This is a genomic window from Sulfitobacter aestuarii (assembly GCF_042685005.1).
Lineage (GTDB): Bacteria > Pseudomonadota > Alphaproteobacteria > Rhodobacterales > Rhodobacteraceae > Sulfitobacter > Sulfitobacter aestuarii.
Genome location: NZ_JBHUMP010000014.1, coordinates 1 through 26,855, shown reverse-complemented (window position 1 = coordinate 26,855; position 26,855 = coordinate 1). Strand labels below are relative to the sequence as shown.

Annotated in this window: 28 protein-coding genes and 1 tRNA gene; 21 read left to right on the top strand and 8 right to left on the bottom strand. The window is 63.9% G+C overall.

What is annotated here, in order from left to right:
• The first annotated feature begins 39 nt into the window (after positions 1–39).
• The gene (locus ACFSUD_RS14720) at positions 40–636 is read left to right on the top strand and encodes a uracil-DNA glycosylase family protein (protein ID WP_386375329.1); all 597 of its coding nucleotides are present in this window, start codon (positions 40–42) and stop codon (positions 634–636) included.
• The gene (locus tag ACFSUD_RS14715; protein WP_386375259.1) at positions 629–1,411 is read left to right on the top strand and encodes an SseB family protein; all 783 of its coding nucleotides are present in this window, start codon (positions 629–631) and stop codon (positions 1,409–1,411) included. The genes ACFSUD_RS14720 and ACFSUD_RS14715 overlap by 8 nt, the downstream gene beginning before the upstream one ends.
• A gap of 166 nt (positions 1,412–1,577) precedes the next feature.
• Here the strand turns inward: ACFSUD_RS14715 and ACFSUD_RS14710 are convergent, their stop codons facing one another.
• Together ACFSUD_RS14710 and ACFSUD_RS14705 are read right to left on the bottom strand one after the other, a co-directional pair.
• Complete coding sequence (locus ACFSUD_RS14710) at positions 1,578–2,156, bottom strand: GcrA family cell cycle regulator (protein WP_386375258.1); 579 nt, start codon at positions 2,154–2,156, stop codon at positions 1,578–1,580.
• A 102-nt stretch (positions 2,157–2,258) separates the two neighbouring features.
• Positions 2,259–3,167, bottom strand: coding sequence for a DMT family transporter (locus ACFSUD_RS14705; protein WP_386375257.1), 909 nt, complete (start codon positions 3,165–3,167; stop codon positions 2,259–2,261).
• Between the two features lie 296 nt (positions 3,168–3,463).
• Here ACFSUD_RS14705 and ACFSUD_RS14700 point away from each other — a divergent pair, with 296 nt between their 5' ends.
• On the top strand, positions 3,464–4,639 hold the full coding sequence (locus ACFSUD_RS14700; protein ID WP_386375256.1) for an aspartate aminotransferase family protein: 1,176 nt from the start codon (positions 3,464–3,466) through the stop codon (positions 4,637–4,639).
• Between the two features lie 71 nt (positions 4,640–4,710).
• Entirely contained in the window at positions 4,711–5,616 is a 906-nt protein-coding gene (gene argF, locus ACFSUD_RS14695; protein WP_386375255.1) for an ornithine carbamoyltransferase, read from the top strand.
• 66 nt (positions 5,617–5,682) lie between these two features.
• Here the strand turns inward: argF and ACFSUD_RS14690 are convergent, their stop codons facing one another.
• Both ACFSUD_RS14690 and ACFSUD_RS14685 read right to left on the bottom strand, forming a co-directional pair.
• Positions 5,683–7,164, bottom strand: a complete 1,482-nt coding sequence (locus tag ACFSUD_RS14690) for an inorganic phosphate transporter (RefSeq protein WP_386375254.1) — start codon at positions 7,162–7,164, stop codon at positions 5,683–5,685.
• A gap of 249 nt (positions 7,165–7,413) precedes the next feature.
• Positions 7,414–7,872, bottom strand: a complete 459-nt coding sequence (locus ACFSUD_RS14685) for an NUDIX hydrolase (protein ID WP_386375253.1) — start codon at positions 7,870–7,872, stop codon at positions 7,414–7,416.
• Between the two features lie 147 nt (positions 7,873–8,019).
• Here ACFSUD_RS14685 and gndA point away from each other — a divergent pair, with 147 nt between their 5' ends.
• Positions 8,020–9,441 (top strand): NADP-dependent phosphogluconate dehydrogenase, encoded by a 1,422-nt coding sequence (gene gndA, locus ACFSUD_RS14680; protein WP_386375252.1) that lies wholly within the window; start codon positions 8,020–8,022, stop codon positions 9,439–9,441.
• A gap of 69 nt (positions 9,442–9,510) precedes the next feature.
• Here the strand turns inward: gndA and truA are convergent, their stop codons facing one another.
• A complete protein-coding gene (gene truA / locus ACFSUD_RS14675; RefSeq protein ID WP_386375251.1) occupies positions 9,511–10,305 on the bottom strand; it encodes a tRNA pseudouridine(38-40) synthase TruA in 795 nt (264 codons plus the stop codon).
• A gap of 89 nt (positions 10,306–10,394) precedes the next feature.
• Here truA and ACFSUD_RS14670 point away from each other — a divergent pair, with 89 nt between their 5' ends.
• From ACFSUD_RS14670 to ACFSUD_RS14650, 5 genes are all read left to right on the top strand, one after another.
• On the top strand, positions 10,395–11,822 hold the full coding sequence (locus ACFSUD_RS14670; protein WP_386375250.1) for a YcjX family GTP-binding protein: 1,428 nt from the start codon (positions 10,395–10,397) through the stop codon (positions 11,820–11,822).
• A complete protein-coding gene (locus tag ACFSUD_RS14665; RefSeq protein WP_386375249.1) occupies positions 11,819–12,292 on the top strand; it encodes a GNAT family N-acetyltransferase in 474 nt (157 codons plus the stop codon). Before ACFSUD_RS14670 ends, ACFSUD_RS14665 begins: the two co-directional genes overlap by 4 nt.
• Positions 12,292–13,302 (top strand): YcjF family protein, encoded by a 1,011-nt coding sequence (locus tag ACFSUD_RS14660; protein ID WP_386375248.1) that lies wholly within the window; start codon positions 12,292–12,294, stop codon positions 13,300–13,302. The genes ACFSUD_RS14665 and ACFSUD_RS14660 overlap by 1 nt, the downstream gene beginning before the upstream one ends.
• 268 nt (positions 13,303–13,570) lie before the next feature.
• Positions 13,571–16,573, top strand: a complete 3,003-nt coding sequence (gene ileS, locus ACFSUD_RS14655) for an isoleucine--tRNA ligase (RefSeq protein WP_386375247.1) — start codon at positions 13,571–13,573, stop codon at positions 16,571–16,573.
• Complete coding sequence (locus ACFSUD_RS14650; protein ID WP_386375246.1) at positions 16,551–16,805, top strand: DUF3253 domain-containing protein; 255 nt, start codon at positions 16,551–16,553, stop codon at positions 16,803–16,805. The genes ileS and ACFSUD_RS14650 overlap by 23 nt, the downstream gene beginning before the upstream one ends.
• 20 nt (positions 16,806–16,825) lie before the next feature.
• On the opposite strand, the gene ACFSUD_RS14645 is transcribed toward ACFSUD_RS14650, so the two are convergent.
• Positions 16,826–17,524 carry a CDP-alcohol phosphatidyltransferase family protein gene (locus ACFSUD_RS14645; RefSeq protein ID WP_386375245.1) on the bottom strand — a complete coding sequence of 233 codons (699 nt, stop codon included), beginning with the start codon at positions 17,522–17,524 and terminating at the stop codon, positions 16,826–16,828.
• A gap of 184 nt (positions 17,525–17,708) precedes the next feature.
• Between ACFSUD_RS14645 and rpmB the strand changes: the two genes are divergently transcribed.
• From rpmB to ACFSUD_RS14630, 3 genes are all read left to right on the top strand, one after another.
• Positions 17,709–18,008 carry a 50S ribosomal protein L28 gene (gene rpmB, locus ACFSUD_RS14640; RefSeq protein WP_386375244.1) on the top strand — a complete coding sequence of 100 codons (300 nt, stop codon included), beginning with the start codon at positions 17,709–17,711 and terminating at the stop codon, positions 18,006–18,008.
• 103 nt (positions 18,009–18,111) lie between these two features.
• On the top strand, positions 18,112–18,456 hold the full coding sequence (locus tag ACFSUD_RS14635; RefSeq protein WP_386375243.1) for a hypothetical protein: 345 nt from the start codon (positions 18,112–18,114) through the stop codon (positions 18,454–18,456).
• 37 nt (positions 18,457–18,493) lie between these two features.
• A complete protein-coding gene (locus ACFSUD_RS14630; protein WP_386375242.1) occupies positions 18,494–18,961 on the top strand; it encodes a copper chaperone PCu(A)C in 468 nt (155 codons plus the stop codon).
• 65 nt (positions 18,962–19,026) lie between these two features.
• On the opposite strand, the gene ACFSUD_RS14625 is transcribed toward ACFSUD_RS14630, so the two are convergent.
• Together ACFSUD_RS14625 and ACFSUD_RS14620 are read right to left on the bottom strand one after the other, a co-directional pair.
• Entirely contained in the window at positions 19,027–19,722 is a 696-nt protein-coding gene (locus tag ACFSUD_RS14625; protein ID WP_386375241.1) for an NAD-dependent deacylase, read from the bottom strand.
• A gap of 86 nt (positions 19,723–19,808) precedes the next feature.
• A complete protein-coding gene (locus tag ACFSUD_RS14620) occupies positions 19,809–20,774 on the bottom strand; it encodes a LysR family transcriptional regulator (protein ID WP_386375240.1) in 966 nt (321 codons plus the stop codon).
• 178 nt (positions 20,775–20,952) lie between these two features.
• Here ACFSUD_RS14620 and ACFSUD_RS14615 point away from each other — a divergent pair, with 178 nt between their 5' ends.
• The 8 genes from ACFSUD_RS14615 to ACFSUD_RS14580 all read left to right on the top strand — a co-directional run bounded on the left by ACFSUD_RS14615 (position 20,953) and on the right by ACFSUD_RS14580 (position 26,706).
• Positions 20,953–21,831: a carbon-nitrogen hydrolase family protein gene (locus tag ACFSUD_RS14615; protein WP_386375239.1), complete on the top strand. Its 879-nt coding sequence runs from the start codon at positions 20,953–20,955 to the stop codon at positions 21,829–21,831.
• 81 nt (positions 21,832–21,912) lie between these two features.
• Positions 21,913–22,131, top strand: coding sequence for a translation initiation factor IF-1 (infA, locus tag ACFSUD_RS14610; RefSeq protein WP_005978431.1), 219 nt, complete (start codon positions 21,913–21,915; stop codon positions 22,129–22,131).
• A 70-nt stretch (positions 22,132–22,201) separates the two neighbouring features.
• Positions 22,202–22,780, top strand: coding sequence for a Maf family protein (locus ACFSUD_RS14605; RefSeq protein ID WP_386375238.1), 579 nt, complete (start codon positions 22,202–22,204; stop codon positions 22,778–22,780).
• A complete protein-coding gene (locus tag ACFSUD_RS14600; protein WP_386375237.1) occupies positions 22,777–23,799 on the top strand; it encodes a ribonuclease E/G in 1,023 nt (340 codons plus the stop codon). Before ACFSUD_RS14605 ends, ACFSUD_RS14600 begins: the two co-directional genes overlap by 4 nt.
• Complete coding sequence (locus ACFSUD_RS14595) at positions 23,796–23,987, top strand: DNA gyrase inhibitor YacG (RefSeq protein ID WP_386375236.1); 192 nt, start codon at positions 23,796–23,798, stop codon at positions 23,985–23,987. The genes ACFSUD_RS14600 and ACFSUD_RS14595 overlap by 4 nt, the downstream gene beginning before the upstream one ends.
• Positions 23,988–24,090: 103 nt before the next feature.
• Positions 24,091–24,165, top strand: a tRNA-Phe gene (locus ACFSUD_RS14590).
• A 163-nt stretch (positions 24,166–24,328) separates the two neighbouring features.
• Entirely contained in the window at positions 24,329–25,519 is a 1,191-nt protein-coding gene (locus ACFSUD_RS14585) for a tyrosine-type recombinase/integrase (RefSeq protein ID WP_386375235.1), read from the top strand.
• An 8-nt stretch (positions 25,520–25,527) separates the two neighbouring features.
• Complete coding sequence (locus ACFSUD_RS14580; RefSeq protein ID WP_386375234.1) at positions 25,528–26,706, top strand: hypothetical protein; 1,179 nt, start codon at positions 25,528–25,530, stop codon at positions 26,704–26,706.
• Positions 26,707–26,855 lie beyond the last annotated feature (149 nt).

Here is a 26,855-nt window from a genome sequence, read left to right as displayed (position 1 = left end):
GTCTTTTGCAACCGGGATCGCGTGCCTATCTATGGCCCCATGCACCCGAACCCGGATATCCGCCTCGAATTGCAGGCCTGCAGGATCTGCGCCGAGCGTTTTGCCGCGACCAGAACCGCGCACCGCCCCAATCCGGTGGTCTGGTTCGCCCCGCAGGCGCGTCTGCTGATCGCCAGCCAGGCGCCGGGGCTGCGGGTGCACGAGGCCAATACGCCGTTCTGGGACAAATCCGGCCAGCGTCTGCGCGACTGGCTCGGGGTTGACGAGGCGACCTTCTATGACCGCTCGAAAGTCGCGATCATCCCCATGGCATTCTGCTTTCCGGGCTATGACGCGAAGGGCAGCGACCTGCCGCCCCCACCGATCTGCGCGCGCACCTGGCGCGCCGCCGCGCTCGACATGGTGCCGCAGATCCGCCTGAGGGTGCTGATCGGCGCCTATGCGATGAAATATCACTTGCCTGACTTCAAGAACGTGACCCAGGCTGTAGCAGGCTGGCGCGATCATCCGCCCGGCGTCTTTGCCTTGCCTCATCCTTCCTGGCGCAATACCGGATGGCTGAAGAAAAATCCGTGGTTCGAGCAAGAGGTCGTCCCACGTCTGCGAACGGCCGTGAAAGAGGTGCTGGATGACTGAGACAACCCCGCTCGATACCGCTCATGCCCTGATGCAGGCCGCGCCCGAGGATGACGCGGCGCGGCTGCGGTTTTACGAACGCATCGCCGACGTGGAATTGTTCCTGCTGCTCGAAGCGGAGCCCGAGGGAGATCAGATCAGCCCGGTGCTGCTGGAGGGCGAATATGTGATCGTCTTCGACCGCGCCGCGCGTCTGGCTGCCTATGTGGGGGAGGCCGCACCCTATGTGGCGCTGTCAGGCCGCACGATCGCCGGGATGCTGGAGGGGCAACCGCTCGGCATGGCGGTCAATATCGGCGTCGCGCCATCGGAGATATTGCTGCCCGCAGGGGCAATGGACTGGTTGCGCGATACGCTCGCCCATGCCCCCGGAGAGGTCGAGGCGAAGATCGCCCAGGTGCTGCCGCCGCGGGGCCTGCCCGAAAGCCTGATCGCGGCGATCGACGCCAAGCTCGCCACCGCTACCGGCATGGCCGCCGGGGCGTTTTTGGTCGGGGTGGAATACGAGGGCGGCGGGCGCGGTCATCTGCTCGGCTTCGTCGGGGCGATCCTGCGCGCGCAGGACGCGCTGGTGCGGGCCGCCTCCGAAGCGCTGACCTTTTCCGGCATCGAGGCGGGGGCGATGGATGTCGGCTTCTTCGGTCCCGATGATCCGGTCGTGCCGAGGCTCGCCCGCGTCGGGCTGCGGTTCGATCTGCCCCAGCCCGAACCGCTGCAACAGACGCCGCGCATGGCCCCGGGCAGCGATCCGTCAAAACCGCCGATCCTGAAGTAACCTGCGGACCCGCGCTTCCGATCACCCTGCAGGTTTCTGCCGCAATCGCCACGCCAAACGCTTGTCGGCAATCAGTGTCGCAAAGGAGGTGATCCGAAATGGCGCGGCTACCGATAGGGGGCGAGCACCGTTCCGGCGCTGCAACCCGGGATCGGAGAGCTGCGCCTCAGCGGCGCCGGTCGCGCCTTGCGCTCATCGGCTGGAACGCCACGCCGACATGGGCTTCGCAATAGGGCTTGCCCTGTTGGACGGGCAGTCCGCAGAACCAGAAATCCTCGGTCGCCGGATCGCCGACCGGCCATTTGCAGGTCCGCTCGGTCAGCTCCATCAGGCCGATCTTCTTGGCCTTCTTCTCGATCTCGCTGACTTTGGCCAGGGCCTCGGGGCTGATCTCGTTGGCCGAGGGCTGCGGCGGCAGCGGCTGACCGGCGGGAATGATCTGCTTGCGCGCGGGCAGGCTTGGCTTCGGCGCTTCCGCGGCGGGCTCGGGTGTGCTCTCGGGCTCGATCGGTTTCGGCGCGGGCTTGGGCTTGGCCGCCTCGACCTTCGGCGCCGGTTTGGCCTTGGGCTCGGGCTTGGGCGCTGCGGCGCCGGGTGCCGTGCGATTGGACAGGCCCAGCCGGTGCACCTTGCCGATCACCGCGTTGCGGGTAACGCCGCCAAGTTCCTTGGCGATCTGGCTGGCCGACTGGCCTTCGCTCCACATCTTCTTCAACGTCTCAACGCGCTCGTCAGTCCATGACATTCGGGGTTCCCCAGCTAAAAAGCGGCCCAAACAGCGGACCGCTTCGTCATCTTTCAGCGCCCTATACTAAACCTTGGGGCCTGAGGTGCAAGCGCGTAAGACTCAGACCGCCGTATGCGGGCGCACCGGCACGGGTTCGAGCCGCGCCTCGCGCAGCGCAAGCATTACTGCCCCGGTGATGATGATCCCGGCACCGGTCCACGTCACCACGTCGGGGATCACTCCGTAAAACAGTACGTCATAGAGCGCCGCGAAGATCAGCGTGCCATAACTGAAGGGCGCCACGAAACTCGCATCGGCCCGTGCCATCGCATTGACGAAACAGGTCTGCGCCACCGCCATGCACAGCCCGATTGCCACCAGCAGCGCCCATTGCGCGGGGCTCGGCATTTGCCAGACCGCCAGCACCGCAACCGTCGAGATCCCGAGCCCGATCGCATTGTTGATCAGCAGGATCTGAAAGGGGCCTTCGCGCCCGGCAAGCTTCTTGATGAAAATGAGCTCAAATCCCATCGACAGCGCCGCCCCGAGGGCCAGCAGCGCGGCAGGCTGGAAACTTTCCGGGGTCGGGCGCAGCAGGATCAGCGCCCCGGCCAGCGCCATGGCCGCCGCCGACCAGCGCACCCGCCCGACGCGCTCGCCCAGCAGCGGGATCGCCAGCATCATCGCGAAAACCGGATTGAGAAACGAGATCGCCGTAGCATCGGCCAACGGAATGAAAGCCACCGAGGCAAACATCAGCGTCACCCCGCCCCAGCCGCAGAAGGTGCGCGCCACATGCAGCCCCCAATGGGGCCGCGCCGGTCGCGGCCGCAGCACCGCGGCGGCCGAGCCAAGCGCCAGAAATGCAAACAGAAACCGCCCCTGGCTGATCTGCAGCGCATGCAGCGGGTCCCCGAAAGCATCCGACCCCAGCGCCTTGGCCATCAGCGTGGTGGCGGCGATAAAGGCGGTGGCGAGAGCGATCAGGCTGGCGGCGAGCGCATTATTGGGTTTTTTTGCATGATACATGCGCGCAGCTATGGCGACAGCTTGGGCGCCCGGCAAGCCCCGAAACCCGAGGTTGTCCCGCGTTAGTGCTGCGAAATTCACCTTTGCAAAACGCCCCGTCGCATTCTATGCCTGACCTCATGAGCACGCGCCCCCATACCCGTCTGCGACGACGCCACGGCTGACCCCGTCTCGCGGCCCCACTTCGGGGCGTCCCGCGCAGCAGATCCGGTGCGCATCTCCAAAACCTTGTTGACCATGCGTCGCCCTCATGCCCTTCTGGCGCCTTGACGCGATTTAACCATAGGATGATCCTCATGATCCCTGCCATTCTGCCCACCTATTCCCGCGCGCCGCTGAGCTTTGTCAGAGGCGAAGGCAGCTGGCTGATCGAGGCGGATGGCCGACGTTTTCTCGACCTCGGTGCCGGAATCGCGGTCAACGCGCTGGGCCATGCCCATCCGGCGCTGGTCAAGGCGCTCACCGAGCAGGCAGGACAGCTCTGGCACACGTCCAATCTCTATAAGATCCCTCAGCAACAGGCGCTGGCCGAACGGCTGGTCGAACTCAGCTTTGCCGACACGGTATTCTTCACCAATTCCGGCACCGAGGCCTGCGAGCTGGCGGTCAAGATGGCGCGCAAGTATTTCCATGATCAGGGACAGCCCGAGCGCGTCGAGATCATCACCTTCTCCGGCGCTTTCCATGGCCGCTCCTCGGCGGGTATCGCCGCTGCCGGGTCGGACAAGATGACCAAGGGCTTCGGCCCGCTTCTGCCCGGTTTCAAACATCTCGATTTCGCCGATCACGAGGCCCTCACCGTGGCGATCACCGAAACCACGGCGGCGATCCTGCTCGAACCGGTGCAGGGCGAGGGCGGCATCCGCGCGCTGCCCGATTCCTGCCTGAAGGGGCTGCGTGACCTGTGCGATGAACACGGCATCCTGCTGATCCTTGATGAGGTGCAATGCGGCGTCGGACGTACCGGCAAACTCTTTGCCCATGAATGGGCCGGGATCGCGCCCGACATCATGATGGTCGCCAAGGGCATCGGCGGCGGCTTCCCGCTCGGCGCGGTGCTGGCCAATGAAAAGGCCGCGTCAGGCATGACCGCGGGCACCCACGGCTCGACCTATGGCGGCAACCCGCTCGGCTGTGCGGTCGGCTGCGCGGTGCTCGACATCATCGCCGCACCCGCTTTCCTCGCCGAGATCAACCGCAAGGCCGGGTTGCTGCGCCAGAAGCTCGAAGGGCTGGTCTCGGCCCATCCCGAGGTATTCGAGGAAGTCCGCGGTGCCGGGCTGATGCTCGGCCTCAAATGCAGGGCTGCGAACAGCGACGTGGTGGCGGCAGGCTATGCCCATGAGCTGATCACCGTCCCGGCGGCAGACAATGTCATCCGCCTGCTGCCGCCGCTCAACATCACCGATGACGAGATCGCGCAGGCCATTGCCCGCCTCGAGAGCGCCGCCGCCAGCCTGACACCTTCCTGACTTCACCCTTTTCATAAATACTCCGGGGGACCGGGGGCTGGCCCCCGGCACTCTCCAAGCAGAGACACATCATGAACCATTTTCTCGACATCCACCAAACCCCGCGGAGTGACCTCCGCGCCATCATCGATAACGCCGCGGCGATGAAAGCCGCCCGCAACGGCCGCCCGCGCGGTGCGCCTGATGACGACCAGCCGCTGAAGGACCATATGGTCGCGCTGATCTTCGAGAAACCCTCGACCCGCACGCGCATCTCCTTCGACGTCGGGGTGCGTCAGATGGGCGGGCAAACCATGCTGCTGTCGGGCACCGACATGCAGCTGGGTCATGGCGAGACCATCGCCGATACCGCGCGGGTGCTCAGCCGCTATGTCGATCTGATCATGATCCGCACCTTCGAGGAACAGACCCTGCTCGACATGGCCGAATATGCTTCGGTGCCGGTGATCAACGGGCTGACCAACCGTACCCATCCCTGCCAGATCATGGCCGACATCCTCACCTTCGAGGAACACAACGGCCCGATCAAGGGCAAGAAGGTGGTCTGGTCCGGGGATGGCAATAATGTCTTCGCCAGCTTTGCCCATGCCGCGAAACAATTCGATTTCGAGCTAATCTTCACCGGCCCGCCGCCGCTCGATCCCGAACCGGCGCTCGACGGACTCTACAGCACCGAGCGCGATCCGAAAAAGGCGGTGCAGGGCGCCGATCTGGTGGTCACCGATACCTGGGTGTCGATGCATGACCCGCAATCGGCGCGTGAGCGGCGCCACAACCAGCTGCGCGGTTATCAGGTCAATGATGCGCTGATGGCGCAGGCGAAACCGGATGCGCTGTTCATGCATTGCCTGCCCGCGCATCGCGACGACGAGGCGACCAGCAGCGTCATGGACGGCAAACATTCGGTGATTTTCGACGAGGCCGAGAACCGGCTGCACGCGCAAAAGGCGGTGATGCGCTGGTGTCTCGGGAAGTGAACGGCATTGCGGCGCCCCACGGGGCGCCGCAATTTTCCTGAAGATGATGTGTCAGGCCTGCCGGGCTCAGTTGACCAGCGCGTTCAGCGCCCAGAATACCAGCGCCGACATCAGCGCCGCGGCCGGTACGGTGATCACCCAGGCGGCGACGATCGTCATGAAATGGCTGCGCCGCACCAGCTTGCGGCGACGCCGCTCTTCGGGGGCGATGCGCTTGACCTTGCCGGTCTCGGCGCCGGGGCGGCGCAGGCGGCGCTCCATGTGCCATTCCCGGTAGAACCCGACTCCGAAGACCCCGCCGACGGCGATATGGGTCGAGCTGACCGGCAGGCCGAGCCAGGATGCGATGATCACCGTGATCGCCGCCGAGAGCGCCACGCAATAGGCGCGCATCGGGTTGAGCTTGGTGATCTGGCTGCCGACCATGCGGATCAGTTTCGGGCCGAACAGGAACAGGCCGAAAGAGATCCCAAAGGCGCCGATGATCATCACCCAGGTCGGGATCTGCACCTTGTCCTCGAAACCGCCGAATTCGCTGGCATGGACGATCGCCGCCAGGGGGCCGACCGCATTGGCCACGTCATTTGCGCCATGGGCAAAGCTCAGGAGCGCCGCAGAAAAGACCAGTGGCAGGCCGAACAGCACCTTCACCGACTTGTTGCGGTTCTCCATGCCGACGGAGGCGCGGCGGATCATCGGGGCGGAGATCGCATAGACTAGGATTCCGACGGCCAGACCGATGAGCAGCGCCATCGGCATGTCGATCTCGACGATCTTCTTCAGCCCCTTGAGCGCCAGGTAGACGGCGAAAACTCCGGCCATGATCCCGACCAGCACCGGCACCCAGCGGCGCGATGCGGCGATCTTGTCGTCCTTGTAGAGGATCTGCGCCTTGATGAAGGCGAGGAACAGCGCCGCCACCGCGCCGCCGAGCACCGGCGAGATGACCCAGCTCGCCGCGATCATGCCCATCGAGGGCCAGTTCACCGCCGTCAGCCCCGCCGCCGCCATGCCCGCGCCCATCACGCCGCCCACGACCGAATGGGTGGTCGAGACCGGCGCGCCGATCCAGGTGGCGAGGTTGACCCAAAGCGCCGAGGAGATCAGCGCCGCCATCATCGCCCAGACAAAGACCTGCGTATCGGCGATCGAGGCCGGGTCGATGATGCCCTTGGAGATGGTCGAGACCACGTCGCCCCCGGCCAGCAGCGCGCCCGCGCTTTCGCAGATTGCGGCAATCAGGATGGCGCCGCCCATGGTCAGTGCGTTGGCCCCGACCGCCGGCCCCATGTTGTTGGCGACATCGTTGGCACCGATATTGACCGCCATGTAGGCGCCGAAGGCGGCCGCTGCGACGACCACGAAACTGCCCGTTGTCTGACCGAAGAACACCGCGGCAGCCGCGCCCGCCAATACGATGAAGGCCAGCGCGATGCCGGGCCCGACGAGGGGGCGGGCCACATAGCTCGTGGCCAGCTCGACCTGGCTGATACGGTTAAGATCGGTATCCAGCGTCTTCCACTGGCTGCCTTTCGGATCGTTGCTCATCGATGCTTGTCCCCCGGGACCTCTGACAATCCCGAGGGGGTTGGCACAGGCTGGGCTGCGGTGCAAGTCATCCTGTCGCGGGAATCTCATGGCCCTGCGCCGCAGGCGGGCTTTACTGGTGGGTGCACAGGCCGTGGAGACAAGGTTCGCATCCGGGCCGCGCAGCGCCGGGCGGGTAGAGGTATTTGAAGTCAGAAGAAGCGCCGGGCCGCGCTGTCAATGGCACCGTTGGGCTGCGCGCGGGCCCGTTCAGATGGTGCCGAGAATCGCCTTGAGGTCGGGCTCGTCGACCAGTTCCGCGGCTTCCTTCGGGGCAAACCAGGCGCGTTTGCGCAGGCGGGCGTCGGGGTAATCCTCCTCGAGATGGCCGACCCGTGTCAGGTAGACCTGGGTTTCCACCGGCACGGTCAGCCCTTCGCCGAGTCCCTTGGCATATTCGTAAAAGCCGATCGGCTCGCTTTCGATATCGGCCTCGGTGACCCCGGCTTCCTCCCAGGCTTCCTGAAGCGCCGAGCCCGGCCCGTCGAGCCCGTCGATCGGCCAGCCCTTGGGCACGATCCAGCGCCCGGTGTCGCGGCTGGTGATCAAAAGCACGCGCCGCCCTTCTGGCGTGTCACGGTAGCACAGGGCAGCAACCTGCACCCGTTTGGGACGTTGCAGCAGGGGCAGGACCACCTGGTCCCAGGCGCGTTTGAGCTTTTGCATCATCTTGGTTTTCCGGCCGCCTCGGTCTATTTGTTTTATCATTGATAGCCAGATATACCCCAATTCCTGCCGCTATTCAAATCGTTACCACTTTCTCGCGCGGCGGGCCGCCCCGGCGCCCCGGCGCGACCCAACCCAGACGGAGAGGCCATGGCCAAGACCACAGAAGGCGCGGATATCGGAGTTTACGGGCTGGGCACCATGGGCAGCGCCCTGGCGCTGAACCTCGCGGAACAGGGGTTCGATGTTGCCGTGGCCAACCGTGAGAGCGACTGGATCGTCGATTTCCTGCTCGAGGCAGGGCCTCTGTCGGTGCGGCTGACCGGCTGCGAGACGCTTGAGAAATTCGTGCGTTCCCTCGCAAGGCCGCGCAACATCCTGTTCATGATCCCCTCCGGCCCGCCGCTCGATGCGATGATCGAGGCGATCACCCCGCTGCTTGAAGAGGGCGATACGCTGATCGATGGCGGCAATGCCGATTTTCACGACACGCGACGGCGGTCCGTGGCGCTCGCCGAACAGGGACTGCATTTTGTCGGCATGGGCGTCTCGGGTGGCGAAGAGGGCGCGCGGCACGGCCCGTCGATGATGGTGGGCGGGACCGAAACATCCTGGCAGTCGCTGCGGCCGATGTTGGAGGCGATATCGGCGAAGTTCGAGGGCGAACCCTGCGTGGCGCATCTCGGCCCCGACGGCGCCGGGCATTTCGTCAAGATGGTGCATAATGGCATCGAATATGCCGACATGCAGATGATTGCCGAGATCTATGGATTGTTGCGCGACGGGGCCGGGCAATCGGCGGATGAGATCGGTGCGATGTTCGAACGCTGGCAGGACGGGCCTCTCGATTCCTATCTGGTCGAGGTGACGGCGGCGACGCTGAAGAGCGCCGATGCCGGGAGCGGCGGGCCGCTCGTCGATGTGATCGAGGACCGCGCCGGGCAGAAGGGCACCGGTCGCTGGACGTTGATCGAGGCGTTGAAGATGGGCCAGTCGGCCAGCACGATCGAGGCGGCGGTGGGCGCCCGGAGCTGGTCGAGCGAGAAGGAGAGCCGCGGGATTGCCGAGGGGCTCCTGGTGGCCGGGACGCAGCAAGCGTCATTGCCCGGCGAGGCCGATCTGGAGCTGGCGATGCTGGCCGGGCGGATCCTTGGCCATACGCAGGGTTTCCGGATTCTCTGGGCGGCGGCGGGGGAGTTCGACTGGCCGCTCGACCTGGCGCGGATATCGGAGATCTGGCGGGCGGGCTGCATCATCCGCTCGGCGCTGCTCGATGAATTCGCCGCGGCGTTCCGGGGCGAACTCCCGGCGCAGCATCTGATCCTGGCGCCGACGATGCGGGCGCGGCTGGAGGCGAGCATTCCGGCTCTGCGGCGGGTGGTGGCGGCCGGGGCACTCTGCGGCGTGGCGCTGCCTGCGTTGTCGGCAGCGCTGGCCTGGTATGACACGATGCGCCGGGCGCGCGGCTCGGCCAACCTGATCCAGGCGCAGCGCGATTTCTTCGGTGCACATGGGTTCGAGCGGATCGGGGAATCGGGGAAGTTTCACGGCGAATGGTCGCCGCTAGGCTGATGCATGGCTGAGGCAGGGATGTTTCGCATGCGAAACGTTGTGGGTTAGCAATATGTTAACCCTTTCGGATCACGGTCCGGACCGCTCTGCCGCATCCGACTGGAACGGATCGTCAGGGTAGGTGACGTCGGCGAGGTAGAGCCCCTGGGGCGGGCAGACCGGGCCACAGGCGGCGCGGTTTCGTGCAGCGAGGGCCTTGGCCACATCCTCGGGGGTCCATGATCCGGCACCGACGCGTTCGAGCGTGCCGACGAAGCTGCGCACCTGATTGTGCAGGAACGAGCGGGCGCGCACGTCGAAGTGGATCTCGGTGCCGCCGGGGGTCTCGACCCGGGAAATGCCGAGGTGATCGAGGGTCTTCACCGGGCTTTCGGCCTGACAGATGGTCGAGCGGAACGTGGTGAAATCATGTTGCCCCACCAGGAGATCGGCGGCCTGTTGCATCGCGTCGATATCGAGCGCCTGTTTGACCTGCCACACCAGCCCGTCCTGATGGGTGGCGGGCGCACGGCGACTGAGAATGCGGAACAGGTAACGCCGCTGCAGCGCCGAGAAACGGGCGTGAAAATCAGCCGGAGCGCGGGCGCAGGCGGTGATCGCCACAGGCTGTGGTTTCAGATGGTAATTCAGCGCTTCGCAGAGGCGGAAAGGCTCCCAGTCGCGCTCCATGTCGCAATGGGCCACCTGGGCGAGCGCATGGACGCCGGCATCGGTACGCCCTGCGGCGGCGATGGTATGGGGGCGCTTTTCGAGCCGGGACAGCGCTGTCTCGATCGCGCCCTGTACCGAGGCGAGGTTGACCTGGCGCTGCCAACCGACGAAGGGCGCGCCGTGATATTCGATTTTCAGAGCATAGCGATACATGGCGGGCGTTTAGCCCCGCGCCGGGGTTCTGGCAATCCCCGGCGGGCGCCCCTATGTTGCGCTGAGGCAGTTTACGGGGCGGTGCAGGTTTGGGACTGATTGGGATTGCCGATGGCATCTGGCGGCAGGTCGAGAATGTGCAGGAAACGGTATCGGAGACTTTCTTCGAACCGGTGATCCGGCTTGGCGTGACCGGGCTGGCGCGCTCGGGCAAGACCGTGTTCATCACCTCGCTGGTGGCCAACCTGCTGGACCGGGGCCGGATGCCTAGTCTCGTGGCGCAGGGTGAGGGGCGGATCGTCGCGGCGTTTCTGCAGCCGCAGCCCGATGACACGGTGCCGCGCTTTGACTACGAGACCCATCTGGCGGCGCTGACCGGCAGGACACCGCGCTGGCCGGACAGCACACGGGCGATTTCGGAGCTGCGCCTGTCGCTGCGGGTACGCCCGAACGGATTGCTGGCCGGGTTGCAGGGGCCGCGCACGATCCATATTGATATCGTCGATTACCCGGGGGAATGGCTGCTCGATCTGGCGCTGCTCGATCTGAGCTATGGCGAATGGTGCGCGCAGGTGTTGGCGCGGATTGAGCACCGCGACGAGGCGGCGGCCTATCTCGCGCTGATGCGGCGGGTCGATCCGCAGGAGGGTTTCGAGGAGCCGCAGGCCAAGGCGCTGGCCGAGGCTTTTGCCGCATATCTGCAGCAGGCCCGGGCCAATGGCTATTCCGACTGCACGCCCGGGCGGTTCCTGCTGCCCGGTGATCTGGCCGGATCGCCGGTGCTGACCTTCGCGCCGTTGCCGGGTGGTGACAGCGGGCCGCGCAAATCGCTGATCCGCGAGATGGCGCGGCGATTCGAGGCCTATAAGCGGCAGGTGGTGCAGCCGTTCTTTCGCGAGCACTTTGCCAAGATCGATCGGCAGGTGGTGCTGGTCGATGCGCTGGGCGCGATCCATCAGGGGCCGCGGGCCGTCGAGGATCTGCGCGCCGCGATGGGTGACATCCTGAGCGCCTTCCGGCCCGGACAGAACGGATTTCTGAGCAATCTGCTGCGCGGTCGGCGGGTCGAGAAGATCTTGTTTGCGGCGACCAAGGCGGATCATCTGCATCATGCGCAGCACCCGAAGCTGAGTGCGATCATGGAGGCGCTGACCCGCGAGGCGCGCGACCGGGCGCAATATGCCGGGGCCGGGACCGCCGCCATGGCGATCGCCAGTCTGCGCGCCACCACCGAGGCCAATATGAGCCATGACGGCGAGCAGCTTGACGTGGTGCGCGGCACCCTGCTGGAAGCGGACGGGGGCCGCGGCCGTGAGGCGGCGTTCTATCCCGGCGATCTGCCGCAGGACCCGGCGCATCTGCTCAACCCGGCACGCGCTGGAGCGGCGCATTGGCTGGATCAGGATTATCGGGTGATGCGGTTCGCCCCGGCGGTGCTGACCCTGCGCCCCGGTGATGGCTTGCCGCATATCCGGCTGGATCGGGCGGCGGAATTCCTGATCGGGGACCGGCTGTGAGCCGCGAGCGCCGCCCGGTCGCCAGCGCGCTGCAGATCGGGCCCGCGCGGGTGCTGGATGCCGGGAGAGTGGCGGAGGTGATGGGGCAGGCCAATGACCGGCTGGCCTGGCTGCCGCGGCTGATTTCACGGGCCGAGGAGCTGCACCTCGTCGGGGGGATGATCGATCAGGGCTGGGTCGAGGTGGCGCGCGGCGAGGACGGGATCGTTGGTTTTCTGGCGCGCGAGGCGCGCGAGATCCACGGGCTTTACCTGCTGCCCTATGCCCAGGGCCGCGGTATTGCGCGGCGGCTGATGGACAGCGCCAAGGCGCAGAGCGACAATCTGGGCCTGTGGAGCTTCGAGGCCAATGCGCGGGCGACGCGTTTTTACCGGCGGGCCGGGTTTGTCGAGGTGCGGCGCAGCGATGGCAACGGCAATGATGTCGGGCTGCCGGATATTCGCTTTGAATGGCAAAGGGAGACGGATTGATGGCCAGGGGACCGGTGCTGTTTGATCTGGAAAGCGATGCCGCGGCGCGACCCAGTGTCGTGGATGCGCCGCCGGTGCCTGATCTCGGCGCGGAATTGCCGCCGCGCGGTCAGGCGATGCAGGTCGCGGCGCAACTTGCGGCGCGGCGCCCGTCGCTGCTGGTGCGGCTGTTCTGGGCGCTGGCGGGGGCGCTGATCGGGGCGCTGGTGTCGATCGCGGCGTGGAATTTCGTTACCGACCTGATTGCGCGCTATCCGCTGCTGGGCTGGGCGATGAGCGCGCTGATCGCGGCTTTCCTGTTGGTGCTGGCGCTGATCTGTCTGCGCGAGATGGCGGCTTTCGGTCGGCTGGCGCGGCTCGACGGGCTGCGTCATGACGCGGGCGAGGCGCTGGCGCAGCGGGATCTGGGCAGCGCTCGGGCAGTGACCGACCGGCTGGTGGGGCTTTACTCGGGGCGCGAGGACACGCGCTGGGGCCGGGACCGGCTGAGCGAGCTGCGCGGCGATCAGCTTGACGCGGCGGGTCTGTTGGGGCTGGCGGAGGCCGAGCTGCTCGGGCCGCTGGATATTGCCGCGCGCCGCGAGGTCGAGGCGGCGGCGCGGCAGGTGGCGGCGGTGACGGCGCTGGTGCCGCTGGCACTGGCCGATGTGGCGGCGGCGCTGACCAGCAATTTACGGATGATCAGGCGCATCGCCGAGATCTATGGCGGGCGGTCGGGGTTTCTCGGGTCCTGGCGGCTGACGCGGGCGGTGATGGCGCATCTGGTGGCGACCGGCGCGGTGGCGGTGGGCGACGATCTGCTGGAGCCGGTGCTGGGCGGTTCGCTGCTGGCCAAGCTGAGCCGACGTTTCGGAGAGGGGTTGGTCAACGGTGCGCTGACCGCACGGGTCGGGGTGGCGGCGATCGAGGTCTGTCGGCCCCTGCCGTTTTCGCCGGGCAAACGGCCGAAGGTGCGCGGGATCATCCAGAGCGCGCTTTCGGGGTTGATGGGGCAGGGCCGGGCCGGGTGACAGGGCCGCGCGCGTCTGTCCCGATGCCGAGCGCGGCCGGGGGCCAGCCCCCGGACCCCCGAGGTATTTTTGGCCCGGAGAAGCGGGGCGCGGGCTTGCCGTGTCTTCGGGGGCTGCTTATAAGCCTGCCATGATCCGGATTTCCGCGCTCATTATACGAATTACTTTCCCGGCGCTCTGATTTATCGAGACGCCGGGCCGAGGTGTTTGAGACGCTCGCACCGCATTGATCCTATTTCCGCCATATCCCATCCGAAGGACGCCCCTCATGTGCGCCGACACGCCCCAGACGCCCGAATATAAATCCACGCTGAACCTGCCGAAGACAGATTTCCCGATGCGGGCCGGCCTGCCGACCCGCGAGCCGAACTGGCTGGCGCGCTGGGAGGAAATCGGGATTTATGACCGGTTGCGCGAGAAGAAGGGTCGCAAGCCGTTCACGCTGCATGACGGGCCGCCCTATGCCAACGGCAACCTGCATATCGGTCACGCGCTCAACAAGACCATCAAGGACATGATCGTGCGCAGCCATCAGATGATGGGTTATGATGCGCGCTATATCCCCGGCTGGGATTGTCACGGCCTGCCGATCGAGTGGAAGATCGAGGAGCAGTACCGCCAGAAGGGCCGCGACAAGGATCAGGTGCCGATCAATGATTTCCGCGGTGAATGCCGCAAGTTCGCCGCCGGTTGGGTCGATGTGCAGCGCGAGGAATTCAAACGGCTCGGGGTGACCGGCAATTGGCAAGATCCCTATCTGACCATGGATTTCCATGCCGAGCGGGTGATTGCCGAGGAATTCATGAAGTTCCTGATGAACGGCACGCTCTATCAGGGCTCCAAGCCGGTGATGTGGTCGCCGGTGGAGAAGACCGCGCTGGCCGAGGCCGAGGTCGAGTATCACGACAAGGAGAGTTTCACGATATGGGTGAAATTCGAGGTAACGGATTTCGCCACACCCGATCTGGAATTGTCCGACGAGGAGGAGACCGACGAGGCGCGTGCCGCAATTGCGGCGGCAACGGCGGATGCGGCCGGTGATTTTGTCGGCGCGCATGTGGTGATCTGGACCACGACCCCCTGGACCATCCCCTCCAACAAGGCTGTCGTCTTTGGTGAGGACTTTGGCTACGGCCTTTATGAAGTGACAGACGCGCCGGAAGAATGCTGGGCGGCTGTCGGTGATCGCTTCATCCTTGCCGACAAGCTTGCGGGTGAGGTGTTTGGCCGGGCGCGGCTTGAGGAAGGCATGTACCGGCGGCTGCGCGATGTGACTTCCGCCCAGCTTGGCGGGATGACCCTGCGTCATCCGCTCGCCGGGGCCGAGGGAAGCAACGGCGAATGGGACGCGCCGCGCGATTTCCGGGCTGCCGATTTCGTCACGGATACCGAAGGCACCGGCTTCGTGCATTGTGCGCCGAGCCATGGTCTGGAGGAATACGAGCTTTATCGTGATCTCGGCATGCTGGGTGAGGTGATCACCTATAATGTCATGGAAGACGGTCGTTTCCGCGATGATCTGCCGTTCTTTGGTGGCAAGGCGATCCTCAAGCCGAATGGCAAGGAGGGCAATGCCAACGCTGCGGTGATCGACAAGCTTGCCGAGGTCGGCGGGTTGCTGGCGCGCGGCAAGATCAAGCATTCCTATCCGCATTCGTGGCGTTCCAAGGCGCCGGTGATCTATCGCAACACACCGCAATGGTTTGCCGCGATCGACAAGGTGGTCGGTGACGGGCTCGACATGCATGGCAGGACGATCCGTGCGCGGGCGTTGGCCGAGATCGACAATGTGAACTGGGTGCCGCGGTCGGGGCGCAACCGGTTGCATTCGATGATGGAGGCCCGGCCCGATTGGGTGCTGTCGCGCCAGCGCGCCTGGGGCGTGCCGCTGACCTGTTTCGTGAAGAAAGGGGCGCTGCCGACGGCGGAGGATTTTCTGCTGCGCAATGAGGAAGTCAATGCGCGGATCGTGGCGGCCTTCGAGGCGGAGGGTGCCGATGTCTGGTATGAAGAGGGCGCCAAGGCGCGCTTCCTCGGCGGCATCGTCGCGCCGGAAGATTACGAGCAGGTGTTCGACATTCTCGACGTGTGGTTTGATTCCGGCTCGACCCATGCTTTCGTGCTGCGCGACCGCGAGGACGGCTCGGAAGACGGGATTGCCGATGTCTATATGGAGGGCACCGACCAGCATCGCGGCTGGTTCCATTCCTCGTTGCTGCAGTCGGTCGGCACCACCGGGCGCGCGCCCTACCGCAATGTGGTGACCCATGGTTTCACGCTCGATGCCAAGGGCATGAAGATGTCGAAGAGCATCGGCAACACAATCGTGCCCGAGACCATCGTCAAGCAATACGGCGCGGATATCCTGCGGCTGTGGGTGGCGCAGACCGATTATACCGCCGACCAGCGGATCGGGGACGAGATCCTGAAAGGGGTGGCGGACAGCTATCGCCGCCTGCGCAATACCATGCGCTACATGCTTGGTGCGTTGAACGATTTCAGCGAGGCGGATCGTATCGAGCCCGGCGAGATGCCGGAGCTGGAGCGTTTCGTGCTGCACCGTCTGGCCGAGCTCGACAACGTGGTGCGCGACGGATTTGCGCGGTATGACTTCCAAAACGTTTTCCAGGCGGTCTTCACCTTCGCGACGCTGGACCTGTCGGCGTTCTACTTCGATATCCGCAAGGATGTGCTTTATTGCGATGGCGACACGCTGGAGCGACGCGCGGCGCGTTCGGTGCTGGATATCCTGTTCCATCGGCTGACCACCTGGCTGGCGCCGATCCTGGTGTTCACCATGGAGGAAGTCTGGCTGGAGCGGTACCCGGGCGAGCAGAGTTCGGTGCATCTGGTGGATATGCCGCAGACGCCCACGGTCTGGCTTGACCCGGCGCTGGCGGCGAAGTGGACGCAGGTGCGCCGCGCCCGTCGAGTGGTCACGGCCGCGCTGGAAGTGCAGCGCAGCGACAAGGTGATCGGCTCCTCGCTGGAAGCAGCGCCGGTTGTGCATGTCGAGGATGAAGTGACGCTCGCGGCGCTGAAGGCGCTGCCCTTTGCCGATATCTGCATCACTTCTGGCGTATCGCTGACGGCGGATCCGGCTCCGGCGGAGGCGTTCCGTCTGGCCGAAGTGCCGGGGGTTGGCGTGGTGTTCGAGACTGCCGAAGGTGAGAAGTGCCAGCGCTGCTGGAAGATCCTGCCGGATGTCGGTCACCATGCGCATCCGGGTCTCTGCGGGCGCTGTGACGATGCCGTCTCGGAACTCGATTGAGGCAGAAATCGCGGCGCAGGTCGCCGCGCGGGGGGCAGGCAAGACGATCTGCCCCTCGGAGGTCGCGCGGGCGTTGAGCGATGATTGGCGCGGGCTGATGCCCGAGGTCCGCGCGGTGGCCGGGGCCATGGTGCGTGATGGGCGGATCATTGCGACGCAGGGCGGCGCGGTCATCGACCCCGAAAGGGCCCGGGGGCCGATCCGTCTGGGGCTGCCCGAGTCGCGTGGCTGATGAAACGTCTGTAAGCCGGGTCAGTCCTGCGTGTTGCCTGGGATGATCTGTTGGGCGATCCCGGCAAAGATCAGATAGACCGACGTTACGATCAGGCCCCAATGCGCCCAGCTTTCGGGGTGGAAATCGACCCAGGCGGCCCAGCCGGCAAAAAAGGTCCATGCCAGAGCCATCGGCAGGGTCACGCCGCGCCAGCGCTCGGTGCGCACAGGGTGGACGAACTTCAGCGGCAGGAACATGGTGATCGCCAGGAAGGTGACCAGCACCAGGCTGACCCACCATTCCGGTTTCAGCGCAAAGAGCACCAGAACCAGCATGTTCCAGCAACCCGGAAAGCCGGAAAAGGAATTGTCCTTGGTCTTCATCCGCGTATCGGCGAAATACATCGCGCTGGCGAAAGTGATGATGATGATCATCACCCAACCGCTCCACCCGTCCATCAGACCCGATTCGAACAGGGCGAAGGCCGGGATGAACACATAGGTCAGATAATCGATTATCAGGTCGAGCAGCACGCCGTCGAACTCGGGCGCGTTGGCTTTGACGTCATATTTGCGCGCCAGCGGCCCGTCGATGCCATCCACGAAGAAGGCCACCACCAGCCAGAGGAACATCATGTCCCATTCCCGATTGACGGCGGCGAGCATTGCCAGCATGGCAAAAACGGCGCCTGTGGCGGTGAACAGGTGGACGAGAAGGGCACGCATGTGAATTGTCATGTCACTGCATCGCAAATCTCGGGAACCTATGCAAAAGGAAAAGCAGGCGTCGTTTCGGTGCTTCGGCTTGACGCGCAGGCCGATTCCCACTAAAGCCAGCGGACGAATTCAGGCTCGCTTTGTGCGGCCTTTATAGGTGTTATGCCGGAGCGCCGGTAAGACCCGACAGCAAAAGGAAAAACCCATGTCGCGCCGTTGCGAATTGACCGGAAAAGGCCCGATGTCGGGCAACAATGTTAGCCACGCCAACAACCGTACCCGTCGTCGGTTTCTGCCGAACCTGAACGACGTGACCCTGCAGTCGGAAAAGCTGGGTCGCGGGTTCAAGCTGCGGATCTCGGCTGCTGCCCTGCGCAGCGTCGATCACCGCGGTGGCCTGGACAAGTTCCTCGCCAAGGCGAAGGACACCGAACTTTCCGACGCGGCACTGAAGATCAAGAAGGCGATCGCCAAGTCGAGCGACACCGCCGAAGCGCTTTCCTGAGCCACGACGCTCACCGGTGATTTTTCGCAACCCCGGCTGTGATGGCCGGGGTTGCGTCGTTTTGCGCCTCGTCTTGGCGCGTCGCGCAGGCTAGACCCGCGACATGAATTTGCACATGGTCATAGCTGTCGGGCTGGCGCTGATGCTGGGGCTGACGAGCCAGTCGATGGCTCTCGCCCGCGGCAATGAGGCGGTGACGGGGCAAATGGTGCTCTGTACTGGCGCGGGCCCGGTGGCGGTCTTTGTCGATGCGCAAGGCGAACCTACCGATACACCGCATATCTGTCCCGATTCCGCGCTCAACCTCGTATTCGTACTGGCGTTGCCCAACCCTGACAGGCCGCAGCGCCTGATCAGCGCGCGCTATCATACGGTCCTGCCGCCGCCGGTGCCGGCGTCGGCTCTGCGGCTCTTGCCGCCCAGCCGGGCCCCACCTCGGATGATCTGACGACACCGACATGTTTACAGATACCAAGGAAAATATGATGACGATCACCAGATTCACCAGCGCGGCCCTGACCGGCCTGATCCTGACCGTGGCCCCGGCACTTGCCGAGGGCTTCGTTGCGCACGACGCTTATGTCCGTGCCTCGACGCCGACAGCGACCAGCGCGGCCGCCTTCATGAAACTCGAGAACCGCAGCGGCAGCGAGGACCGGCTGATTGCCGTTGCCTCGGATATCGCCGAGCGCGTCGAACTGCACAGCCACAGCGAAGACTCCAACGGCATCATGCGTATGGGCGAGATCGAGAACGGGGTGACCTTGCCTGCCGGAGAGACCCATGTCTTCGCGCGCGGCGGCGATCACCTGATGTTCATGGGGGTTTCCGAGCCGCTCGAACAGGGCGGCGAGATCAGCGTGACACTGACCTTCGAGCAGGCGGGCGACGTGCATCTGCAGATCCCCATCGATCATGAACGCAAACCGGATCACAGGGCGATGTCGCACTGACAATGCTGGAACAGCCGTTTTCTTGAAGAAAACGGCACGGACTTTCTCAAAAAGTCCGGAGGTGCTCAGCCGCGGCTGAGCACCTCGTCGACCCAGGCGGCGACGGTCTGCGAGGCCGGACCGGTGCGGTGTTCTTCGAACATGTTGCCGACGCTGGAGCGTTCGAGGTTGAATTCGATCGTATGCGCCCCGGCGCGGCGCGCTTCGGCGACGAAACCGGCGGCCGGATAGACATTTCCCGAGGTGCCGATCGCCGCAAAAATGTCGGCCTCGCCGAGCAGTTCGAAGATCAGGTCCATCTCGTAGGGCATCTCGCCGAACCAGACGATATCGGGCCGCGCCTGCGGGCTGCCGCAGGACGGGCAGGCATCCCCCGGCGCCATCACCATCGGAGCGGGCCAGCGGTGTTCGCAGGCCGCACAGAGCGCAGATTTCAGCGCCCCATGCATATGCATCACCTTCCGTGAACCGCCTCTCTCATGCAGGTCATCGACATTCTGGGTGATCACCACCACCGAGCCTTCATGCTCGGCTTCCAGTTGGGCAAGAGCCTTGTGCGCCGCGTTGGGCTCAACCTCGGATGCCTGTTGGCGGCGGGCGTTGTAGAAATTGACCACGAGGCCCGGATCGCGCGCGAAACCCTCCGGCGTGGCGACGTCCTCAACCCGGTGCTGCGCCCACAGTCCGTCCTCGGCGCGGAAGGTATCAAGGCCGCTTTCCGCGGAAATGCCGGCCCCGGTCAGGATGACGATATTGCTCATGGGCGGGAATTCCTTCTGCGTCTGCATCTGTGCCTGTGGATCATGTCGCGCGATTGAAACAGCTGGACCGCCGGGCTGCAAGCGGCTCAGCTGTCCAGAAGACGAAAGCTGTCGGCGAGCCAGGGCAGGCGTGCGGTTGCCGGGGCGATCTTGTGTGTCTGGATCAGGCGGCGCATGGTCTGGGCGATCTGGCGCGGCACCGGGCCTGACCAGTCGGCCCCGGCGAAGAGCGAGATCTGGCGTGCCAGCGATGGCAGCGGCAGGGCGAATGCGTCGAGTTGATCATGCAGGCGCTCGGCGCGCATGAAGCCGAGCGGCGTGGTGATGCTCCAGCCGATCCCGCGCGCCACCATCGCCATCAGCGCCAGGTGGCTGCCGATCTCGAACCGCCCGGACAGGGAGATGTCATGCAGCGCCAGATGCGCCTCGATCTGCCGGGCGATCAGCTGATCGGCTTCATAGCGCAGGAAGGGCAGGGGATGAGCGGGGCGCAACAGGGCTTCGCCCTCGCTCACTGCGCCGACCGGGGCCACCAGGATGAAGGGGTCGCGGGCCAGCGGATATTCGTCGATCCCCTCTAGCGGCCCGTCGATGCGCGCAGAAATTGCCATGTGCAGGTTCTTGTCGCCAATCGCCTGCGCAAGTTCGTTACTGCCGACGGTAATCATCTTGAAGCGACAGCCGGTCATGCTTTCGGCAAGGATGGTGGCGAGGCGGGGCGAGAGGTCATTGTCGAAATCGTCGATAACACCGAGGTTCAGCGCCTCGACATGGGCCAGATCCATCACCGTGACCTCGCTCTGGGCTTGACGCAGCTGCGACAGGGCGGCCTCGGCCCGGCGCAGGAAAAGCTGACCGGCGGAGGTGAGCCGCATCGGACGACGCGCGTGATCGACCAGATCGGCCCCGAGGGCGGCTTCGAGGTTGCGCATCTGCTGGCTGACCGCTGGTTGACTGAGCCCGGTGCGCGTCGCGGTCTGCGCCACCGACCCGGTCTGCGCCAGCACTTCGAAGACTTCAATTCCGCGCAGGGTCACGCCTTTCCTGAGCATTTGTCGTCCTCCTCAAGTTTCGGGTTTTTGAGACCTTTGCGCGGTCGCGGTCAAGATAACATATCCTGCTCTGTCGCCCGCCTGTCGAAAATCAGAATGGAGTCGGCCGGTCTTAGCGGTACTTGAAGCCCCGGGTAAAGGCGCGCAGGATAGGCTCTGTTCCGCTGGAGACCCGTTGATGAAAATCGCTACCGCCGCCTATCCGCTCGATGTGCTCAGCTCCTGGGCGCAATATGAAGACAAGCTTGCAGGCTGGGTCCGGGAAGCCGCGGCGCAGGGTGCGGACCTGCTGGTCTTCCCTGAATATGGCGCGATGGAATTGGCGACACTGGCGGGACCGGAAGTGGCCGGGGATCTGGAGCAATCGCTCTTTGCGGTCTCGGACCGGTTGGAAGAGGCCGATGCGCTGCATGCAAGGCTGGCGGCGGAACATGATGTTCATATCGTTGCGGCCTCCGGCCCGGCGGCGACCGGTGCGGGGCGTCCGGTGAACCGCGCCCGTCTCATCACCCCGGGCGGGCGTATCGGGGTGCAGGACAAGCAGATCATGACCCGTTTCGAGCGGGAGGTCTGGGATGTCACCGGCGGCAATGCACTGCAGGTCTTTGAGACCGATCTTGGCAAGATCGGCATATTGATCTGCTATGACTGTGAATTTCCGCTGCTGGGACGGGCGCTTGCGGATTGTGACGTTATCGCCGTGCCCAGCGTCACCGAGGCGCTCGCCGGGTATTGGCGCGTGCGGATCGGGTCGATGGCGCGTGCGCTGGAGAATCAATGCATCACCGCGATGTCCTCGGTTGTCGGACCGGCGGATTGGTCCGAAGCCCTGGGGGATTCCTTCGGTGCCGGAGGGATCTTCTGCCCGCCTGACACCGGCTTTCCCGAGACCGGGGTGCTGGCGGTGGCCGAGATCAACAGGCCAGGCTGGACCTATGCGGAGGTCGATCCCGCGCAGGTTGCACATGTACGCAGCGAGGGTGTGGTGCTGAACCGTGATCACTGGGCCGACCAAACCGGGCGTGACGGGATTGCGATAAACGTCAACTTGCGTTGAATCACCCTTGAAAAGCGGGGCAAAACCCCCCATTTAAGCCTGCGCCCCCAGTTTGCGGGGCTTACAGTACAAGGAGAAACCATGGCCAAGGAAGATACGCTCGAATTTCCCGGTGTCGTCAAGGAACTCCTGCCCAATGCGACATTTCGGGTCGAGCTTGAAAACGGCCATGAAATCATCGCGCACACGGCAGGCAAGATGCGGAAGAATCGCATCAGGGTTCTGGCGGGCGACAAGGTTCAGGTCGAGATGACCCCCTATGATCTGACCAAGGGTCGGATCAACTATCGATTCAAGTAAACAGGTCCACATCCCGTGAGGTGATGTCCGGTACGCCGGAATGTCAGACCGGAAAGATTGGGGTGAGGACATGAAGTTCATTCTGGGTTCAGGATCACCGCGCCGCAAGCAATTGCTGGCGCAGATCGGCGTTGTGCCGGACGAAATCCGTGCGCCGGATATCGACGAAACCCCCGAAAAAGGCGAACTGCCGCGGCCCTATTGCGCGCGAATCGCGCGCGACAAAGCAGCGGCGCTGACTGTCGAATCCGGGGATATCGTGCTGTGCGCCGATACCACCGTAGCGCTTGGGCGGCGCGTTCTCGGCAAGCCGCGCGATCGTGCGGAGGCGGAAACCTTTCTGCGCGCCCTGTCTGGGCGACGTCACAAGGTGGTGACAGCGGTGGCCCTGCGCAGGGGAGACAGGCTTTGGGAGCGCGATGTGCAGAGCATCGTGAAGATGAAATCGCTCTCGGATGAAGAGCTGAACGCCTATCTCGACACAAACGACTGGCAGGGCAAGGCCGGGGGCTACGGCATTCAGGGGGCGGCGGCGGCGTTGATCCCCTGGATGAGCGGGTCCTTTACCGGCATCGTTGGTCTGCCCTTGGCAGAGACCGCCAATCTGCTGCGCGCTGCCGGATACCAATGGAAAGGAACCGCGCCATGAAGGGTCGCACGATCATTCTGGATCACCTTGGCGACGTCGAAGCTGCTGCCTTGATGGTGGACGGGCAGCTCGACGATCTGCTGCTCGACAGCAACGCGCCGCGCCCCGGCACGATCTATCGTGCCATTGCCGATCGTCCGGTGAAGGGGCAGGGGGGCATGTTCCTCAAGACACCGGATGGTGCCGCCTTTCTGCGGCAGGTCAAGGGGCTGGCCCCGGGTCAGGAGATCCTAGTGCAGGTCAGCGGTTTCGCCGAGCCCGGCAAGGCGATCCCGGTGACCCAGAAGCTGCTGTTCAAAAGCCGCTTTGCGATCGTCACGCCGGAAGCGCCGGGGCTCAACATCTCGCGCAGCATCCGCGACGAGGAAGAACGCGACCGGCTGCTCGAGATTGCCCATGAGATCGCGGGAGAGAGCGCCTATGGCGTGATCCTGCGCTCTGCCTGTGCCGGGGCCGATGCCGAGGAGATCGCCGAGGATATCGGCGCAATGTTGTCGCTCGCGGAAACGGTGATGCAGGATGACGGAACCGGGATGGAAACGCTCAGCGAAGGTGACGGGCCGCATCTGCTTGCCTGGCGCGACTGGGCCGCCCCTGCGGAGGTGGTGACCGAAGCGGGCGGTTTTGAGCTGCATGGGGTGCTCGACATGCTCGATCAGGTCGAAGGCGCGGGAGTCCCGCTCGGCGGTGGCGCCTCGATGTATGTGGAGCCGACCCGCGCGCTTGTCGCGGTAGATGTCAATACCGGCAGCGACGCTTCGCTGGCCGCCGGAATCAAGGCCAACATGGCCTGCGCCCGCGCCCTCCCGCGCGCCCTGCGCCTGCGCGGCCTCGGCGGTCAGATCACGCTCGACCTCGCGCCGATGCCCAAGAAGGACCGCAAGACCTTCGAAGCCGCCCTGCGCCAGGCATTGCGCGGCGACGAGGTCGAGACCACCCTCGTGGGCTGGACGCCACTGGGTCATTACGAACTGCAGCGCAAACGCGTCCGGGCGCCGCTCAAATGGCCCGGCGCATGAGCTGCCCGATCTGCAAGAAGGCGACTGAGGCGGCCTACCGCCCCTTCTGCTCGCGACGCTGCGCCGATGTCGACCTAGCCAAGTGGCTCAACGGCAACTACGCCGCCCCCTCCCGGGATCCCGAAGACATCGAAGCCGCGCTGGAGGCCAGCGAAGAGGCCCTGACACGGACCCGAAAGCCCCAGTGACGCGGCAATTCGATGCTTCGCAAATTTCCTTGAAAAAGAGGCTGGACACCCCCGCCCCAACGCCCTAGAACCCGCTCACCCGACCACTTCGGTGGCCTCCCGTGCCCGGGTAGCTCAGGGGTAGAGCAGTGGATTGAAAATCCTCGTGTCGGTGGTTCGATTCCGCCCCCGGGCACCACTTTATCTTTCAGTTGCGTCCGATATTGTCCGATAGTAGCCTCTACTTGCAGGATAATTCTGTTTCGGTTGTTTCATGTTGTCCTGTCACGTTCAGCCCAGTCTACCCCATTTGGGGGCATTTATAGGGGTACGTGTCTCGCAGCAGTTTGGAAGATACCCCCATGAGTGTTTTGAGTGACGCTAAGATTCGGGCCATCAGTCCCAAAGCCAAGCCATTTAAGCGCGCGGACTTTGACGGGTTGTACCTTTTGGTGAACCCTGGCGGTTCAAAACTTTGGCGCTTTAAGTACCGATTGCACGGCAAGGAAAAGCTACTAGCGCTGGGCAAGTACCCCGACATTTCATTGGCCGGTGCTCGCAAGCTCCGCGACGAGGCAAGAGGGTTGGTAGCGAATGGCATGGACCCCTCCGCCAAACGGAAGGCACAACAGCGACAGGAAGCTGCAGAGCAGCAAGACACCTTTGCACTTCTCGCAGCGGAGTTGCTTCAGAAGAAGCGTAAGGAAGGCCGCGCCGAGGCGACGCTTAGCAAAACCGAATGGCTGCATCGGTTGCTCAACGCAGACATTGGCCACATGCCAGTGACCAAGATCACAGCACAAGATGTCCTCATCCCCCTGCGCAAGATGGAGAAGAAAGGCAACCATGAGAGCGCCAAGCGATTGCGCTCAGCTGCGGGTGCGGTTTTTCGCTATGCAATCGCGCTAGGCAAGGCAGAGAACGATCCGACTTACGGTCTGAAAGACGCGTTGATCCAACACAAAGTCACGCACAGGGCAGCTATTACCGACCCTAAGGAGGTTGGGGCTCTGATGCGCGCTATCGACGGCTTTTCAGGACAGAGAACGACACGGCTCGCGCTGCAACTGCTCTCCATCACCGCCGTACGGCCCGGCGAGCTGCGCCTCGCCATGTGGGACGAATTTGATGAAGATAACGCCTCTTGGACCATCCCCGAAGAACGCACCAAAATGCGGCGAGAGCATACGATCCCCCTGCCACGTCAAGCGCAGACTTCTTTGAGGGAGCTTAAGGCGCTCACCGGTTGGGGGAAGCTTCTATTTCCCTCTGTGCGTTCTTCGCAACGCGCCATGAGCGACAACACCCTAAACGCCGCCCTCCGCCGCATCGGATACAGTAAAGACGAAATGACTGCTCACGGGTTTCGCGCGGTGTTTTCGACCTTGGCGAACGAATCTGGTCTTTGGCATCCCGACGCAATTGAACGGGCGTTGGCGCATGTTGAGCAGAATGAAATTCGCCGAGCATATGCCCGGGGCCAGCACTGGGACGAGCGCGTAAAGCTGGCCCAGTGGTGGGCCGACAAACTTGATCAGCTACGACAGGACTAAAGAACTAGATGAAAGATGCGGTTATGCGCCCCGCCAAACCAACAGAACACCTCATGCAGGCTTGGATATATCAGGAATTTTGGACTACACGAAACGCGCTGCTCCTGGCGCTGGGCATTTCGCCAGATGCTGGGGACGCTGAGGAGCACCTCACGCCGCAAAAGGCGCTCTTGGACAGGACAATACGCGACGGGATACGATCAGGTTCACCAGAAGACTGGCTGTGGTGGGGAGAGAAAAACGGTGTCTCGTTTCACAGCGATTGGTGGATAGCGATCATGCCTCGAGGCCCCATTGGTTTTGACGGCCAGCACTTTGCCTTGCAGCGCGAAGAGATGCTCTCGGACGCCTACTTGCAGCAGGAACGTCGCCTGATCACCAAATGGGCGCGCAAGCCCTATTGGACGCCTCGTGAGGCAATCGACCTCTCGCTGAACTTCGATCCATTTACCACCGATAGCTGGCGAGGGGAGGAACCTGAGTTCGGCGACACAATTAGGGAGCGGGATGATCGGCTCCAAATGTTGGAGCGCGCAGTTGAGGCTGGTGACATATCGGAGAAAGCCAGTCCGAAGGACTATGTACGCTGGTTGGACAAGTGCGGTTACATCATTTCAAAGGCTTGGCGGCGTGCTGTAGAGGCAGAGAGCAAAAATCATGAGAAAGTGGATGTCGACAAGTTCACGGCCTTAACAGGTGAGAATGCCCAGTTGCGGAGGGAATTGGCGAAGCAGATAGCGAAGGGGATCGAGCAAGAAGACATGGCCCAGCAGCTTGCCGCGCTGGGCGAAGAGAACGAAAACCTGCGGAAAAGGGTGCTGGAACTGACCCAAGAAACGCAGAAGCTGGGACAGCGGACACCAAAATCAAAAAGCGAAGATGGTGAGCCTGAAGTGATCACAAAACTAAGAAAGCGAATCAAGCTCCTTTCTGGTAAGCCAGCCAACCATAACGAGGTCAGCGCTATCACGCGTAGGGTCGGTCTTTTGGAGATCGCTCTACTGGCCGCTGCTGTAGACGGACACTCCTACAATCCCCGTGTGGGAAAGTCCCCTGTACCAAAACAAATCGCAGACAAAACTGCCGAGCTAGGTCAGCCCATGGCGGCCATTACGGTTCGAGCATACCTGCAAGAAAGTAGCGCCGCGCATGTCGAGCCTCACGTTTGGACCGAGATGTACCCTTAAAAATATGGAAGCCAAAGTGGTGGCACTTTGGACAAGGTGGCACAACCCAAACCGATTTCGGACTAAGCGAACCGTAAGCGGTCGCGGGATAGCACTGTCGGTTCAGCTTGACGTCCTGAAGTTCCACGGCAGCAGATCGTCGATGCGGC